This is a genomic window from Methanobacterium formicicum (assembly GCF_029848115.1).
Classification (GTDB): Archaea; Methanobacteriota; Methanobacteria; order Methanobacteriales; family Methanobacteriaceae; genus Methanobacterium; species Methanobacterium formicicum.
In genome coordinates this window covers 1-17,253 of the sequence record NZ_JARVXG010000037.1, presented here as the reverse complement: position 1 = coordinate 17,253, position 17,253 = coordinate 1, and the positions used below count along the sequence as shown (strand labels likewise).

The window sequence follows — 17,253 nt, the reverse complement described above, 5'->3', positions numbered from 1 at the left end:
GTTAAATTTCAAGAACTTTTGAGAATTCTTCATCACTAAGTACAGGCTTGATATTGTCTAAGGAAACTTTTTCCTTCAAATTAGCATATTTAATGGCACCAGGAGTAGGTTCAGCCATGTATGGTTCCTTTAATTTATAAACCCTCAAAACCCATACCTGTGCTTTTTTACCCTTAAGATAATTGCGAACGTGTTCACTGGTCCAGATGTAATCTTTTTGAAGTCTGGAAATAGCAGAAGGAGACTTTTCGAAAATCTTTTCAACAGTTGCATAATATTTAATTGCAACTTTATTCCCATCCTTTTTGGGAAGTGCATTTTCTTTTACAAAAGATTGATGCTCTGGCTTGAAACCTTCTAAAAAATTATCTTTATTTGCATAACTTACAGTGGGATATAAAAGAAAACTATCAGAAGTAGTACCATAAGATCTAATAAGAATAGTTTGTTTTCCTTGCCCCAAAGCTTCAATAGTTGCATTCCATTCTTTAAGACACTTATTGGTTGAATCCATTATATCCTCAACCTTTATTTTTAGTTATTGTCTTAAATTCATCCTCGTAGATGTATTTGCCGGAAACTGCAACGAAACGCTTAGGAACTACTGGTTTATTGAATTTTTCGAAGTTCTCAAATTCAATAACATTCATTTCAGGACGACCTTTAACATATTCCTGAAATTCTTCTTTGGTAATCATTAATTTATCACCATACTTCCGGGTGATGGTGTTTGTTGTTTGTTTTCCAATGGATACAATATCTGCCCAGCCAGTATAGGCTTTAGCCCCGTGAGATTCATAGATAATGAATTTATCTCCTGGAGAAACCTTACCTAAATAAGATTTACCTACAAAGACAGTTTTTCCATCGTCATATATTCGTTCTGCATATTCAGTTGGTATTGGATGTGATACAGCTACTATTTTCATATTAACCCCTCCTACTATTATTGATCATTATAATATAAAATACATACTTCTGCAAATAGCTTCTCAGATTAGTATTGAATTGTTTTAAATGATGGATTAAGGAAATATTTCGAAATAACGTTGTTAGATTGATGATACTTTATTATGTTCCTTTGAAATGAATTTAAAGGGACCATTCCATTTATATATCATATGAGATTACTATTAATATTACTTTACAATAGTAACATAATCATCTCTAAACAACATTTTTAATTGAAGGTGAAAGTTTGAAAGCACCAAAAATGTTAGATAACAAAAAAAATGGAACTGTACACGAGGAATTGAGAGAAAACCTCCAAAAAGGTTCTAAGCTTTCAATAATTTCTGCTTATTTTACCATTTATGCCTATTATGAGTTAAGGAATGAACTCAATAAAATTGATGACATGCGATTTATTTTTACTAAACCTAGTTTTCTTAAAAATGATAATGAACAGTATAGGGAATATTACATTGATAAAAATTTTGAAAGAGACCTTTTTGTCAATGAATTTGAGATTAAACTTCGAAATGAAATGAAACAAAGCCATATTGCCCGTGAATGTGCTCAATGGCTTGAAGATAAAGCTCAAATTAAATCTTTTAAAAACATTAACTCAGCCCAGCCAAGAATGGTTTATATCGAGAATCCTGAAGAAAACGTTTTAATAAATGGGAGTGTTGATTTTACAACTGATGGTTTGGGAATCACACCTTCTAATCGTTCTGATTTTAACTCATGTATGTACGGCAAAGAAGCTACTTTCCATTATCTGCAAAACTTCAATGAACTATGGGATGATAAATCTCTGGTTGATGATGTGAAACAAAAAGTCCTAGAACAGATGCAGGTGATGTATAAAGAGAATCCTGGTGAGTTCATCTACTTTGTGACTATGTATAACATTTTCAGAGATTATCTTGATGAATTAACTGAAGAAAATATTGTTAAAACACGAACTGGTTTTAAAGAGACTCAAATCTGGAATAAACTCTATAAATTCCAGAAAGATGCCGTTATTGGTGCCATTGACAAAATGGAAAAACACAATGGATGTATATTAGCAGATAGTGTTGGTTTGGGAAAAACCTTCACTGCATTAGCTGTGATTAAATATTATGAACTTCGAAATGATCGAGTTTTAGTGTTAGTCCCAAAGAAGTTAAGGGAAAACTGGACTATTTACACCAAAAATGACCTTCGAAACCTATTTTTAGAAGATAGATTTAATTATGATGTCTTAAATCACACTGACTTAAGTCGGTATGATGGAATTTCAGGAGAAATTAATTTAAAAACCATTAACTGGTCAAATTATGATTTGATTGTCATTGATGAATCCCATAATTTCAGAAATAATCCTTCCTTTAAAGATCGAATAACTCGTTATGAAAGATTAATGAATGATATTATCAAATCAGGGGTGAAAACAAAAGTCCTCATGCTTTCAGCAACTCCTGTAAACAACCGGATGAATGATATAAAGAATCAAATTTCTTTCATAACTGAAGATCGGGATAATGCATTTGAAGATATAGGTTTGGATAGTGTTCAAAAAGTTTTGAGTAATGCCCAGATGGTTTTCAATGCATGGTCTAAATTGGAGGATGAAGAAAGAACCGGGGAAAAATTCGTTGATATGATGAATTTAGACTATTTTAAGTTGCTCGATACTCTAACCATTGCCAGATCTCGAAAACATATTGAAAAATATTACAACTTAGATGAAGTTGGAAGATTCCCAATTCGCAAAAATCCCATAAATCAATATTCTGATATAGATACTGAACATGAATTCCCACCTCTTAAAGAGGTTAACAGTTCCATTAAGAGATTAAAACTTGCTATTTATTCTCCTTTAGAGTATTTATTGCCTGATAAGCGTGAAGCTTACAGTGAAAAATATGATATGTTGGTGGGTGAAGGTCACGCAGTTTTCAAGCAAACTGATCGCGAAAGGCAAGTAGTGGAATTAATGCGAATTAACATGTTGAAACGTATGGAAAGTTCCATTCATTCGTTTAAACTTACCATAGCTACCTTGCTGGATAAAATATCTTATTTAGTCGAAAAAATTGAAACTAACGATATTAACTTTGATCCTACTGTAGATATCAGCCTTATTGATCCGGATGAGGAAGAATATGATGATATGATGTTTGGAAAGAAAAAGAAAGTTCTTTTCAAAGACATGGACCTCATAAAATGGAAACAGGATTTGGTTGCAGATAAAGAAAAACTTACCTATATTCTACGTGAAGCTAGTCAAATCACCCCTGGTCGTGATGCTAAACTTCAAGACTTAAAAAAGATAATTCACCATAAACTACATCACCCCATAAATGATAATAACAAAAAAATAGTTATATTCACAGCATTTGCAGATACAGCCAAATATCTATATGAAAACTTATCTGAATGGGCTTTAAATGATTATAATTTATATACTGCTTTGGTAACTGGTTCTGATGAGAACAAAACAACCCTTAAAGGGATTGGAGCTACTGATATTAACAATATTTTAACTAATTTTTCTCCAATTTCCAAAGAACGTGCCAAAATTAACAGTAAACTAAAAGATGAAATAGACATTCTTATAGGAACTGATTGTATATCTGAAGGTCAAAACCTCCAGGACTGTGATTATCTTATTAATTATGATATTCACTGGAATCCTGTCCGTATTATTCAACGTTTTGGTCGTATTGATCGTATCGGTTCCATAAATGATGAAATTCAACTGGTGAATTTCTGGCCCAACATGGAATTAGATGAATACATTAAACTCAAAGGCCGTGTTGAAAACCGTATGGTTATGGTTGACGTGTCAGCTACGGGCGAAGAAAACATCATTGAAGATGGCAATAAAAAGAAAATGAATGACCTGGAATACAGGAAAAAACAGCTAACACGACTTCAAGAGGAAGTAATAGATTTAGAAGATGTTTCTGGCGGTATTTCAATTACAGATCTTACCTTTAATGACTTTAAGATTGATCTTATGGAATATATGAAAGAAAACCGTCAAGAACTGGAAGAAGCACCCACTGGCATTTATTCCATAGTTGAAATTGACGATTCTCTAAAAGAAAGCGTTAAACCAGGTGTTATTTTCACTTTAAGGCAAGTTAAAGGATTTGGTAAGACCAAAGACCAGAACCCATTATATCCCTTCTTTTTGACATATATCACTAATGATGGTGAAGTAAAACTAAGTTATCTCCATGTTAAAAAGATACTTGATTATTATAAGAAGCTTTGTTTGGGGGAAAAAGAGGTTTTGCTGGAATTAGTCAATGAGTTTAATCAAGAAACCAATGATGGGCAGGACATGCAATTGTATTCGGATTTACTAGCAGATTGTATTGATAACATCTTGGGTAAAAAAGAAGAAATTGGGGTTAACAGCCTATTTCATAGAGGTGGCACATCCCCAGTTAAAAATACCAGAACTGGACTGGAAGAATTTGAACTCGTAACATTCCTTATATTAAGATAAAAGGTGTGTTTAGGTGTCTAAATTAACAGATTTTATCGAAATTCCCAAAAACTGTGAAGTAGGCAATAAGATACATAAAAAACTCTTTTTTGAAAATGCCAGTATGAGTAAAGCTGATAAAGATATCTTTACCAAAAATATTAATCGCATAATCTGGGATTACTCCCTAAAACCTGAAAATACCAATATAAAACCATTTAGCAGTGATATTAGGGAATATAATGAAGTTGAGTTCATCAGTGTCAATTTAAGATCTCCAAGTAAAACTAAGCGTATAGCAGAGATAGTAATGCGTACCATTCCATACCCCATGGTTCTATCATTTGAAAAAACTAATGAGATTCGTTTATTTGCGGGTCACATGCGATTTAACAAAGCAGACAAAAGTAAGAATACTATTGATGAATTTATTTTCACCGACTGGATTGATCTTGATAATTTAGATGAAAATGATATTGCATTATTTGAAGACCTTAAACTGAAGAATTTGAACTTCACTAATTTTCTTACTTTTTATAATTGCATTATTGAGAATATAATTCGTTATAATGTTTCTAAAATTTCCACTATATCTTCAGATATTGGAGTTTATGAATTAAAGAATATTTATGATGAGATAAATAATATTAATAATAAAATAGAACTTATTAAGGGAAAAATAAAAAAAGAGACACAATTTAATCGTATTGTTGAATTTAATATGGAAATTAAAATTTTAAAGGATAAAAGGGAAAGATTAAGGGGTAGGTTGAATTAAATGGAGAAAATCAGTGCTAATTTAAATATAAAATATATAATTTATACTGAAATCAAGGAGGCCCACAATGCAAGAGACTCAACTTAATGGGGAAAGCTTAGATATAGTTTCAGAAAACGTTTCCGAGCTAAAAGAACTATTTCCCGAAATTGTAACTGAAGATAAAATTGATTTTGATAAACTAAGAGAAGTTTTAGGAAAATATACAGAAGACGATTATGAACGTTATAATTTTACTTGGAAAGGTAAGTCTGCGGCTTTACGTCTTGCTCAAACTCCTTCAACAGGAACTTTACGGCCGTGTAAAGAGGAAAGTAAGAATTGGGATACAACTGAGAATCTTTATATTGAGGGGGATAATCTTGAAGTTCTTAAATTGCTTCAGAAGAGTTATTATGGTAAAATAAAGATGATCTATATAGATCCGCCTTATAATACTGGTAATGATTTTGTTTATCCAGATAATTACCATGATAACATGCAAAATTACTTAGAAATAACTGGCCAAGTTGATAACGATCTAAAAAAAATCTCAAATAATTCAGATATTAGTGGAAGGTATCATACAAATTGGCTAAATATGATTTATCCACGTTTAAGACTTTCTAGAAATTTACTAAGTGATGATGGCGTTATTTTCATAAGTATTGGTGATAATGAGATAGATAACCTTAAGAAGATTTCCAGTGAAATATTTGGGGAAGAAAATTTTGTCGCTGTGTTTTCAAGAGTTATGAAAAAGGGCAGTAGTATGGGAAAATTTGTTAGTCCATCTATAGATTATATTCTTTGTTATACTAAAAATGTGTCTTTAAATAAAGGATTTGTTTTTCCTCAAAATGAAAATTATATAAAACAATTCAAAAATCAGGATGAAATTGGAAAATATAAAACCAGCGGATTGTTCCAAGGATCATTAGATCCTCTAAGAGGATGTAAAAACCAAAGATATTATGTTAAATGTCCTGATGGGTCTTTGGCTATTCCTCCTGGAAATATTTTTCCTAAAATTAAAAAAGACGGTGAAAAAGTTGTTCCGAAGACTAGAGATGATAAAGTTTGGCGATGGTCTGCAGATTCTTATTTAATTGAGAAAAAAAATTTAGTATTCAAAAAATCTAAAAATAGTCCACTTATTAATGAGAATGGAGAAAAATCACAGTGGAACATCTTTACAAAGCAATATTATAAGTCTCAAGAAGAAAGTAAAGTAGTTCCGGGAACTATTATTGAAGATGCTATGAATTCTAAAGCCTCACAAGAATTAAAGTCACTGAAAATACCTTTTGATTTTGCAAAACCAACTCAATTAATTAAATATTTGTCAATAATTAGTAGGGTTAAAAAAAATGAAATTGTAATAGATTTTTTTTCAGGATCTGCAACTACTGCAGATTCCTTAATGCAATTAAATGTTCAAGATGGGGGTAATCGTAAGTTTATAATGGTCCAATTACCGGAAAAAATTGATAAAAACGATGATACTTATAAAGAAGGTTACGAGAATATCTGTGAGATTGGTAAAGAACGTATTCGACGAGCAGGAGATAAAATTGTTTCTGAAATGAATCAAAATGGCCAAACTTCACTAGATTCTAAAACTAATAATAATTTAGATATTGGATTTAAAGTTTTCAAACTTGATTCATCTAATTTATCCAAATGGGATCCTGAATACGATAATCTAGAACAGACTTTATTAGATAGTGTAAAAAATCTCGTTCCAGGCCGCAACGAACTTGATTTAGTCTATGAAATAATGCTCAAGTATGGAATTGATCTCACATTACCAATTGAAGAATATCAGATCAAAGATAAAAAATTCTATTCTATCGGATTTGGGGCCTTAATCGTCTGTTTAGATGATAATTTAACATCAACATTAGCTTCTGAAATCATTAAATTAAAAGATGATCTTTCCCCTGAAGTCATGCGTGTCGTCTTTAAGGATAATGGTTTTGCCAGTGATAGTGACAAGACAAACATCAAAGAAACTCTTAAAACAAATGGAATCGAGGAATTTGTAACAATATAGGTGGTTTAAGTGAAACTTAAATTTGATCCTAATTTAGAATATCAGGATGAAGCTATATCGGCTATTGTGGATTTATTTGAAGGCCAAAATTCCATGCAATCCTATTTTACTGTTCCGGGTGTTCAAGTTGGTCTTTATGATGCTGGGCAAGGTATAGGAAATAGATTAGAAATCAGTAACGATGACATATTAGAAAACCTTAAAAAAGTTCAATTACAGAATTTTTTAGCTCCCAGTGAAACTTTAAGTCCCAATAATCTTAATTTTGATATTGAAATGGAAACCGGGACTGGAAAAACCTATGTTTACCTTAAAACAGTATTTGAGCTAAATAAAAAATATGGTTTTACCAAATTCATTATTGTAGTTCCCAGCATAGCCATTAAAGAAGGAGTTTATAAGGCCATCCAGATGACCAGGGATCATTTCAAAGGGTTATATGATAATGTAATTTATGATTCATTTATTTATGATAGTCAAAAGCTGGAACAGGTCAGAAACTTTGCAGTTAACAGCAATATTCAAATAATGATTATTAATATTGACGCTTTCCGTAGAAGCTTCACTGATCCTACCAAAGAAACCAAAGCTAATATTATTCACCGCGAAAATGATAAATTAAGCGGTATGAAGCCTATTGAACTGATCCAAGAAACTAATCCTATAGTTATTATTGATGAACCTCAATCCACTTCAGCAACTGTCAAAGCTAAGGAAGCAATCGCTTCTTTAAATCCTCTTTGTACTTTACAATACTCAGCAACCCATAAAGAAATTCACAACTTAGTATATAAGTTGGATGCCATTGATGCCTATGATAAGGGGTTGGTTAAGCAAATTGAAGTAGCCTCCTTTGAATCAGCTGATTATCATAATAAAGCTTATTTAAAATTAGTCTCGGTGGACAATAAGAAATCACCTATCACTGCTAAAATTGAGATAGATAGTTTCAATAAAGGTAAAACTAAGCGGAAAACTGTCACTGTAAAACAGGGTGATGATCTTTCCTCTAGAAAACTCGGAAATAGGGAAATCTATGAAGGGTATGTAGTCAATGAAATCTATTGTGAAGAAGGAAATGAATATGTAGATTTCACCAATAGAGAGGATGTTCTCGCCATTGGAAAGCCTGTAGGAGATATTGATGATTTACTTATTAAACGTCAACAAATCCGTAAAACCATAGAAGAACATCTTAACAAGGAGTTAAAACTAAATCCTTTAGGTATAAAGGTTCTAAGCCTATTCTTTATCGATAAAGTGGCTAATTACCGTTACTATGATGAGGAAGGCAATCCTCAAAAAGGAATTTATGCTGAAATATTTGAAGAAGAATACAAGAAAGTAATCAGTAAACAAAAATACAGCACCTTACTTAAAGAAATAGATTTAGAAACACCTGCGGATGGAGTTCATAATGGTTATTTCTCCCAGGATAAGAAAGGAGTCCTTAAAGACACTAGGGGAAACACCTTAGCTGATGATGACACTTACAGCTTGATAATGAAAGATAAAGAGAAGCTTTTAAGTTTTGATAGTAAGCTCAGATTCATATTTTCTCATTCAGCCCTACGTGAAGGTTGGGATAATCCAAATGTATTCCAGATTTGTACCTTAAATGAAACTAGATCCACCATCAAAAAAAGACAGGAAATTGGAAGAGGTTTAAGGTTATGTGTAAATCAGGAAGGGGAAAGAATCAAGGATAATCAGATTAACACCCTCACAGTCATGGCCAATGAAAGTTATGAAGACTTTGCCAAGACCCTGCAAAAAGAAATTGAGGATGATGAAGGAATTAAATTCGGAATCATTCAAAAACATACCTTTGCCAGTATCAGCTTTGAAAATGACAAGGGCGAATTAGAGCACCTGGGAAGTCAGGCTTCGGAGGAGATATTCAATCATTTCAAAGATAAAGGTTATATTGATGCCAAAGGTAAGGTTCAGGATGAATTAAAGATTGCCATAAAACAGAAAGCCGTGGAAATTCCTGAAAAATACCAACAATTCAAAGAAGATATTGAAGCTGCGGCCCGTAAACTTACCAAGAAACTAGATATTAAAAACCTTAATGATAAAAAAGAAGTCAAGATAAATAAGCAAGTCTATTTAAGTGAGGAATTCAAGGCTTTCTGGGATAAGATCAAATATAAAACCACCTATGCCGTTGATTTCGATAGCCAAGAACTAATTAATAACTGTTCTAAAGCCATGGACGAGAATTTAGATGTTAAAACACCTAAACTCATTTATACTAAAGCCGGATTACTTATCAAAGGTAAAGGTATTGAATCATTTGAAAAACAGCATGGAGTAGTTCATTCTGAAGAAGATGAGATATTATTACCGGATATAATAACCTTTTTACAAAATGAGACCTATTTAACCCGTAGAACATTGGTGGATATCTTAATTAAAAGTGATACATTAAAGCAATTTAAGAGAAATCCTCAACAATATATGGAAGATACTCTAAAGATTATTTCCTCTCAAATGAATCATATGATAGTGGATGGGATTAAATACACCAAAATTGGGGATAGTGAATATTATGCCCAAGAATTATTTAACGAAACTGAACTCTTTGGTTATTTATCGAAAAATATGTTAGAAAGTGAACGTTCAGTTTACGACCATGTTATATATGATTCTGAGATTGAAAAAGGGTTTGCAGAAAGATTTGAGGAAGATGAAAATATTATATTATATGCTAAACTTCCGCCATGGTTTAAAATTCCAACTCCTTTGGGATCATATAATCCTGACTGGGCTGTGCTTTTAGATAAAGAGGGTGAACAAAAGTTATACTTTGTCCTGGAAACTAAGGGAAATGTTGACATTGGATCATTAAGACAAACTGAAGCAGACAAAATAAAGTGTGGTAAAAAGCACTTTGAAGCACTAAGTCAGGACGTTGAATTCAAAGCCGTGGATAATTTCAATAGCTTTATTGAAAATATCTAATTTTTTCTTTTTTTATTTAATTTTATTTACCAAAATCAAATCTATAATGTTTTTATGTATTAATTTCATATATCATGAAATATGTCAACATCTAACCGGGAAGATCTACTAAAAACCATCACCATGAAAGAGGTTAAAGAAATCTGTAAACATAACGGTTTAAAAGGATATTCTTCTCTCAAACAACAAAAACTAGTCAAATTCGCAGCTGAAAATCTAACTTTATCACCTTCTGAACTAGATACAATAGTAACTAAGTTACAAGAAGCTAAGCTGATTGCTAAAATTAAAGATTCAGAAGATTTTGTTTTAAGAAAGGCAGTGAAGATAGAATCTTGTACTGATGATTTGATCCTGGCCTCTGTAGATAGTTTAAATGTAAAAATTTATAATTTAGGCACAGATGATTTTTCCTATACCTGTGATGGTAAATGCAAAGATTATATCTACCGGGTTAGACAAGGACAATCACCATTTTGTAAACACTACCCCGCAGTGATTGGTGAATTAATTTGTCAAGATAAGTTAAACACCCAACCTAATCATATTTCTGGTAAAAAATTAGATGTCTTAATGGAAATTGTGGATAAAAGAAAAAAAGAGGATGGAATTGTTGTTTCTGATGACAGAAATATCGATAACATCCTAAATGATCTCAAATCAGATTTAATGGAAATCTCCACTAAGAATACAGTTCTAGCCCGGGAAAAATATGGAGAAATACCAGAAAAGGTTTTCAAAACCCTGGTAAATGAATCATTCCAGTTACTTGAATATGAAACTATTTTTAATAGACGCACGGAAGGGTGGGATCTTCTAGTCCTTGGTACCTATGCACCACAACCTTATATTGTGGTTATTAATTGCAGGGCAGCCCATTCTGGAACAATTAGAGACCCTCAATTATTAAATTTAAAGAATTACTGTACTGATATGTGTAAGGACCAACTAATGGGAGCTTATAAAGATTATGTTAAGTATATGGTGGTTGTGGCACCGGATTTCCCTGAAAAAATTCCAGAATATGTTACTCAATTCCAGGAAATGACAGAGGGAATTAAATTATCTTTCTTACCAGTTTCTAGTTTACTATATCTTGTAGAGAAATATAAGGAGAACCCCATATTAACCCACTATAAATCTGAATCTCTTTTCAAGAAGGATTTTATTACTAAAGAAGACATTGATGAACTATTTGAAATATCTGAAGAATATATAGTTGATTTATGTTCAAATGCACGCTCTATTCTTAGGAAGAGAATGGAAAGTATCAGCCAATATCATAGTGATGCATGCTATCTTAAGATGGATGAAGTTTTCTTAAACCAGGTTATTGAAGAAATTATTAGTAGTTTAAATCCTCATTTACTGAAGCAGGGTGTAAATGATACTACCGGTATTAAAACCATTAATTTTAACCATGATTACTATGTATTATGGGAACGCTTACTCCAAGAATTAGCTGATGAGTTTACAGTTATCCTAAAAGAACAATCAATGTCTCAAGTGCAAAGATCTGGTCTAAAAGAGGATTTGATTAAATATTTTGATATTTAAACTATTGAAAGTTTTTTTTGTTGGTGTTATTAATCAACGATTTTTATCATATTGGGCCCCTTAAGATTATAACGATCTCTAAGGAAGAGTATTTCTTTAGCCAAATAATCAAGATGAGTTTTAATCCAATCAGGATCATTTCCTGAATATAATCTGATTTCCCAATTACGAAGATTATATCCTCTTTTACCGATGTTCACGGAATCCACTGCATTGCACTGATAAAAAAAGTTTATTTGTCTTTTCAGGATCTTTTTCCATAGTTCTAGATTTGTAACATCGCTAAGTCGATCCATATAATAAATATCTTTAAAAGAGGGAGGTTCTGAAGGTTTAATGTGTAGTTTAGTCTCATTCTCAAGGAAATTAATAGTTTTGGTTCCCTTCAAACCATTACAAAATTTGCACAATGTTTGCAGATTTTCATAGGAATTATCAATCTTTATCCATTTTGGTTTAATATGGTCAATTTGCAAATAATTTCTTTCACCACAACATAAACATGCATCACCATCTCTTCTAATGATTTCACTTCTTTCAACGGGTAATAATTTCCGTTCAACTTTATTAAGAGTATTTTGAGCGCTTTGTCTTATTTCTTGTTCAGAATCTCTTCTAGAAATATCAAAAACGGCTTCAATTGTTTCTTCTTTTAATTCACAATCCTTACCAATGGACAATAAATTATCACATGCTTCTTTTCGAATATTAAGATCTATACTCTTTAGTTTTTCTAGTTCAGTCTTTTCAGTAAATTCATTTGAGCTAATAAATTTATCATCTTTATCTTTCTCTTCTTCTTTTTCTGAAGCTACTAAACGGATTAAGAAATGTTTTAAAAACTGATCTTCATTAGGATATATTGAATTCCAATAACGATCGCTTCTTTGGAACTCATTTTTCACTTTTTCAATTAATTCGCCCATCTTTAGATTCATTGAACTGAAATTAGCAACTAGAGCGTCCATATCATTTGCTTCTCTATTTTCAAATTCAAAGAAGATTGGTTCGACTTCATTTTGAGCAACATGACTTGTAATATTGAAAAGATTTCTCAAATCATTATCATCAGGTTCTTCTATTTCACTGAAGAAGGTATCATACCAAGTTCTCAATTCAGATTTTTTAGATTTAAACTTAGTATCTGGACTCCTGTAGTTACTTATGTCAAGTTTATTAAGTTCTTGAATGAATTTGTCGAAATAAGGTTTTTCTTGATCAAATACCATTACTAGATCCCTTAATGTTATGGTATTATCCCCACTGTCTTCTGTTCCTTTAAATTCAGTTTGATACCATCCAATAGGAATAAATTTTTTCAAATAGGATTCAAAGATGAAATCTCCTGTATATAACTCATCAGATATTTTTTTAATTGCTTCAAATGATACAAATTCCAATACAACAGGTGGTGGTGGAGGTGGGGGAGTAACCGAAATTTCACCTTTCACAATCTCTGGGGGCACCCATAAAATTTTGTGTTTCCAGTCATCTATGAACGGTACAATAAATGCATTCTTTTTCCCACCAAATTTAGGCCCTCTTAATGCCCTTCCTACCATTTGTGTCATTAAAATTTCACTAAGAGTTTGACGAGTGAGAAATACAGTCTTAGCTTTAGGAACATCAGTTCCTTCTGTTAACATCCGAATATTTACAATTACATCTATATTTCCATTTCTAAAGTCTTCCAACACTTTCCTGTTTTCTTCATCTGTTCTTTGAAAGCTTCCACCTTCTTCTTTTCCCTGTGAGAAAATATAACCTGCTTTCACATTCTTTTTTTTAAGGTAGTCACATAGTTGAACGCATTGTTCTCTGCGGTCTGCAAAAACGATTGTTTGTTCATATCTGTCTTGATTTTGAGCATAGGTATCTGCAATAAACTCACTTCTAGGGGCGTATGAAGCTAATCTAGTTATTATATGTTCCGGAACTTTATTATTATTCTTTAATTTGTTTAAATCTTCATTAGTAATCTCAACTTCGTAGTTGGTATATTTTGGCGGTTCAAAAATAGGTTTTGCTAGAATATTTAAAGCAATTAAATTATGCATGCTAATTCTATACAGATTCCCTTGTGGAAAGAGTTCTTTTAGTCTGCCATCTTGAACGTTTTTAATTCTTTCCAATTTTTCTTTTTCCGTCTTAGAAATTCCCTTTTTGACGTCAGTTCTGGTTGGGGTTGCAGTCATTCCTAATATATGCATTTTTGGGAATCTTTGTCTAAGGGAAAGTATCAACTGCCTATATGTATAAGCAGGGGCATGATGAGCTTCGTCAAAAATTACAAATAATTTTCCATCTGTAGATTCTAAAAATTTTTCAATACTTGGATGTTTGAATTCTTTTTTGTATGATCTTGTAATTGTTTGAAGGGTTGCAAAAATTATATCATCATTTTCGCTAATATCACGCATTTTATAATGATTTTTAGTTCCTGAAACAACTCTTAAAGATAATTTATCTCTAGAAGGATTGGTGTGACCAATTTCTTCGCCAACTGTTGTATAGGCTTGTTCTAAAAGATGATGAGTATGAGCTAACCATAAGACTTTATATCCATTTGAAAGTGGTCCTAAACTCAGAAAACGGCTAGCAACAAAGGTTTTACCTCCGCCAGTAGGTATTGCTAAAACACCTCCTGAATAAGGTTTATGGTTCTGATTGAACCAATCCGTTAACTTGTTTATAGCATCTTCTTGGAATTGTTCAGTAGTTTTAGATGATAAACTCGAAAATTCTTCTTTTAAATCAAATTCATTATAATAGTAAGATTTATTTTTCACTATTAAAACCTCGAGAATATTATTTAAGAATCATGTAAATTTTTCACCTATTTACCCTTTAAATTCCAATTAAAACTATTACAGTTACATCTAACAGCTTCAACCTTGTTTGCATTTACATTTACATGCAACAATCCTTCGCATTTATCACATTTGAAGACAGAATAAAGATCAGTAAATGATTCAACTACAGGTTTAAAATCTGAAAGAGTGAAATCAGCCCATTTATTATAATGAACATTAGCATTCACAGCCCAATTTTCAGAGTTAGTTCGACTGAATATTTCACCAGACGATTTTTCTAAAGCAACCAATCTATCATATTCTTCATTATCATCCCATGATCTTGCTGCTTTTTTTGCTTTCTTCAAATAATTCTTGTAAGTCTTAAGAGCAGGGGGTAGAAGATCACCTAATTCATACTGGCCATTATCCCTGAATTTTACTTCTGCTCTTAATGAATTACATACCGATCGGAAAAATTCTTCAGAACCTCTCCTTAATTTAGCAGCAGCCGCAGGGATATCATTTCTTGTTAGATCTTTGTCTATGGCATTCCACATATCAGCCTGTGAATTCACTCTAGGTCCGGAATCAATCTGCCAATCGTATAATTCCACCATACCTTTAGAACTCACCACACCTTCGAGTCTCAGCTGTCTAGCCCACGTCTGATCATGAGTGGTAATGAAAAACTGCTTTCCTTTAAAGAAATCAGCTAAAAGATGGCAGATTTGTCTCCTGTGAGGTGCATCCACACTCATCATCACATCATCCAGGACTATGAGGTCAATATATCCCTGTGTCAGACGCTCAGCCAAGGCTAAGTATAAACAGATTCCCATACTATCTTGATGCCCTTCACTGTGTAGTGCATGTGGAGGGTGGTTTCCTTGGCCATGGAAATTTACTTTAAAGTCAACTCCTGCACCAGATGATGTCAGTAAAGCATCAAAGTTTTCCTCATCACTACCATGAAGTTGCCTGTAAAGTTCTACAAAACGATCCTTAATACTAGTGTATAATTCATCCAGGACTTGATCCCTGCTTTTGATAAAAGCATCATGAAGTGCCTCAGCATTACCGAGTGCATTTTCAGTTTCTTCTCTTTTCACAAGGTTTTCTTCATAATATTTAAGGTTCTCTTCCAATCGGCTGAGTTTATCCCAGGCAGTTTGCTCTGGGGAAGTGGTTTCGTAACGTTCGTCTGCCACTTTAAATATTCGATTACCTATTTCCTGAAGATCCATGGCTGGGGATAATGGTTCACCTTGATAATTATCCGAGTCCAGAACCTTCTCAATCCTTAAAAGATTCTCTTCCCAAACCATCAGATGATAGGTTTCTGTGTCTAATCCTAACACCCTACTTGCCTTTAGTACTTCACTAATACTGGACAACTTATTTTTAACCTGGTAGGATATCTCAGTAGATAATTCTTCTAACCTTTCGATATCTTCCCGGACTTTTTGAAGTTTTTTTAACTTTATGGATAGATGCATCTCCAGTTCATCAGAATCCCAGGAAGTATCACATAAGGGGCATGTATCTCCTGCTAATTTCAAACCTAACTGAGTTAAAACGAGTCGATCTTTAGGATTAGTCTTATCAGATTGAATCTTATCATACAACTCTTTAAATTGAGATTGTAACAACCCTATTTCTTCTTTAAAATCAGCATCTGGAAGGTTTTCAAGATCTTTTTCCAGTAACTCCAGATTGATTCTCTCATCAGAGCCAATATCTGGGGACTGAAGGTCGAACTTAACAGTGGATGAATCAAGCACCTTAACTAGTCCACCACCCAATATTTTCCTATTTTCATTTACAAAATTGAGAATTACATCCTCATCAAATGTATCAGTATCAACCGTACTATTTATATGAGTCTTTGAGGTTTCCAGATTTCCCTGGGCATTTTTAAATTCATTTCTTAACTGGTTTCGAACTTTGACCAATCTTTGACGGGTAAGATCTACTTCATTAATCTTAAGCAGGTTTTGTATTTGTTTTCCCCTTCTATTGGCATCAGCGGTAACAAAGTTAAGAATCTCACGCCTGGTTAATACATGCTGCCCCCGGGAAGCTAATTCCTGGACAGGTTTTAGAAAATCAACATATTCATCATCACAGATAAGATCTCGAGGTTTGCTCATCTCACGTTTTATTCCCACTGGTTCATCAATGCCTGAAAGCTCAACTACTGCTTTAACCCAGCAATCCTTCAAATCTGAAGTCACATGGGGTGCGTGTTCTTTCAATTTGATGTCCTTGGTTCCGGGTCCTTTCATCCTAGAGACATCACCAGTTAAAAGAAAGTCCACTGCATCCACAATGGCACTTTTTCCTGAACCATTGGGACCCGAAATTAGGAAGTTATTCCCATTGGGTTCAAGTTTTAATTCTTTTATCCCTCTGAAGTTACAGATCTCCAGTTCCTGTATCCTCATGGGGATTCACCTCGTAAAATAGAAATTAATTTTCGTTCATTTGGAATAGAATCATAAATATCTAATTTTCTAAGTTTTGATATTAATTCAGAATCAAAATCTTCATTATCCTTTAATTTCTGATGGGTTTCTTCCTGGATTTCCTCTAGAATTGACCTAGGAACTTTATTCATTATTCGTCCCCCATACTCCATTATATTAAAATAAATTTCCCTTCCATGCCTTCAATTTCCATCACCATTGCCGGC

General features: G+C 32.8%; 10 protein-coding genes. 5 read left to right on the top strand and 5 right to left on the bottom strand.

Translation table 11 applies throughout. The features are described from left to right. Nucleotide 1 precedes the first annotated feature (1 nt). Nucleotides 2-514, bottom strand: a complete 513-nt coding sequence (locus QC759_RS03530) for a DUF1802 family protein (protein WP_048073245.1) — start codon at nucleotides 512-514, stop codon at nucleotides 2-4. A 7-nt stretch (nucleotides 515-521) separates the two neighbouring features. After that, a complete protein-coding gene (locus tag QC759_RS03525) occupies nucleotides 522-929 on the bottom strand; it encodes a DUF365 domain-containing protein (RefSeq protein WP_048073246.1) in 408 nt (135 codons plus the stop codon). Nucleotides 930-1,198: 269 nt separating this feature from the next. Here QC759_RS03525 and QC759_RS03520 point away from each other — a divergent pair, with 269 nt between their 5' ends. The 5 genes from QC759_RS03520 (at nucleotide 1,199) to QC759_RS03500 (ending at nucleotide 11,766) form a co-directional block, all read left to right on the top strand. Then, nucleotides 1,199-4,450 carry a helicase-related protein gene (locus QC759_RS03520; RefSeq protein WP_048073247.1) on the top strand — a complete coding sequence of 1,084 codons (3,252 nt, stop codon included), beginning with the start codon at nucleotides 1,199-1,201 and terminating at the stop codon, nucleotides 4,448-4,450. Between the two features lie 13 nt (nucleotides 4,451-4,463). Next, complete coding sequence (locus QC759_RS03515) at nucleotides 4,464-5,207, top strand: DUF4391 domain-containing protein (RefSeq protein WP_048073248.1); 744 nt, start codon at nucleotides 4,464-4,466, stop codon at nucleotides 5,205-5,207. Between the two features lie 67 nt (nucleotides 5,208-5,274). Further along, nucleotides 5,275-7,242 carry a site-specific DNA-methyltransferase gene (locus tag QC759_RS03510; protein ID WP_048073249.1) on the top strand — a complete coding sequence of 656 codons (1,968 nt, stop codon included), beginning with the start codon at nucleotides 5,275-5,277 and terminating at the stop codon, nucleotides 7,240-7,242. Between the two features lie 9 nt (nucleotides 7,243-7,251). Next, nucleotides 7,252-10,209 (top strand): type III restriction-modification system endonuclease, encoded by a 2,958-nt coding sequence (locus tag QC759_RS03505; protein WP_048073250.1) that lies wholly within the window; start codon nucleotides 7,252-7,254, stop codon nucleotides 10,207-10,209. An 81-nt stretch (nucleotides 10,210-10,290) separates the two neighbouring features. Continuing rightward, a complete protein-coding gene (locus QC759_RS03500) occupies nucleotides 10,291-11,766 on the top strand; it encodes a hypothetical protein (RefSeq protein ID WP_048073251.1) in 1,476 nt (491 codons plus the stop codon). 29 nt (nucleotides 11,767-11,795) lie between these two features. Here QC759_RS03500 and QC759_RS03495 read toward each other — a convergent pair whose 3' ends face one another. The 3 genes from QC759_RS03495 to QC759_RS03485 are packed head-to-tail and all read right to left on the bottom strand — an operon-like array spanning nucleotide 11,796 to nucleotide 17,178. Beyond that, entirely contained in the window at nucleotides 11,796-14,555 is a 2,760-nt protein-coding gene (locus QC759_RS03495; protein WP_048073252.1) for a DEAD/DEAH box helicase family protein, read from the bottom strand. Nucleotides 14,556-14,602: 47 nt separating this feature from the next. Beyond that, nucleotides 14,603-17,005: an AAA family ATPase gene (locus tag QC759_RS03490; RefSeq protein ID WP_048073253.1), complete on the bottom strand. Its 2,403-nt coding sequence runs from the start codon at nucleotides 17,003-17,005 to the stop codon at nucleotides 14,603-14,605. Further along, on the bottom strand, nucleotides 17,002-17,178 hold the full coding sequence (locus QC759_RS03485) for a hypothetical protein (RefSeq protein ID WP_243687944.1): 177 nt from the start codon (nucleotides 17,176-17,178) through the stop codon (nucleotides 17,002-17,004). The genes QC759_RS03490 and QC759_RS03485 overlap by 4 nt, the downstream gene beginning before the upstream one ends. Between the last annotated feature and the right edge of the window lie 75 nt (nucleotides 17,179-17,253).

Excerpts from the sequence above, each read along its gene's own strand:
- QC759_RS03525 (WP_048073246.1), bottom strand. The coding sequence starts at position 929 with ATGAAAATAGTAGCTGTATCACATCCAATACCAACTGAATATGCAGAA.
- QC759_RS03510 (WP_048073249.1), top strand. The coding sequence starts at position 5,275 with ATGCAAGAGACTCAACTTAATGGGGAAAGCTTAGATATAGTTTCAGAA.
- QC759_RS03500 (WP_048073251.1), top strand. The coding sequence starts at position 10,291 with ATGTCAACATCTAACCGGGAAGATCTACTAAAAACCATCACCATGAAA.
- QC759_RS03530 (WP_048073245.1), bottom strand. The coding sequence starts at position 514 with ATGGATTCAACCAATAAGTGTCTTAAAGAATGGAATGCAACTATTGAA.
- QC759_RS03490 (WP_048073253.1), bottom strand. The coding sequence starts at position 17,005 with ATGAGGATACAGGAACTGGAGATCTGTAACTTCAGAGGGATAAAAGAA.
- QC759_RS03485 (WP_243687944.1), bottom strand. The coding sequence starts at position 17,178 with ATGAATAAAGTTCCTAGGTCAATTCTAGAGGAAATCCAGGAAGAAACC.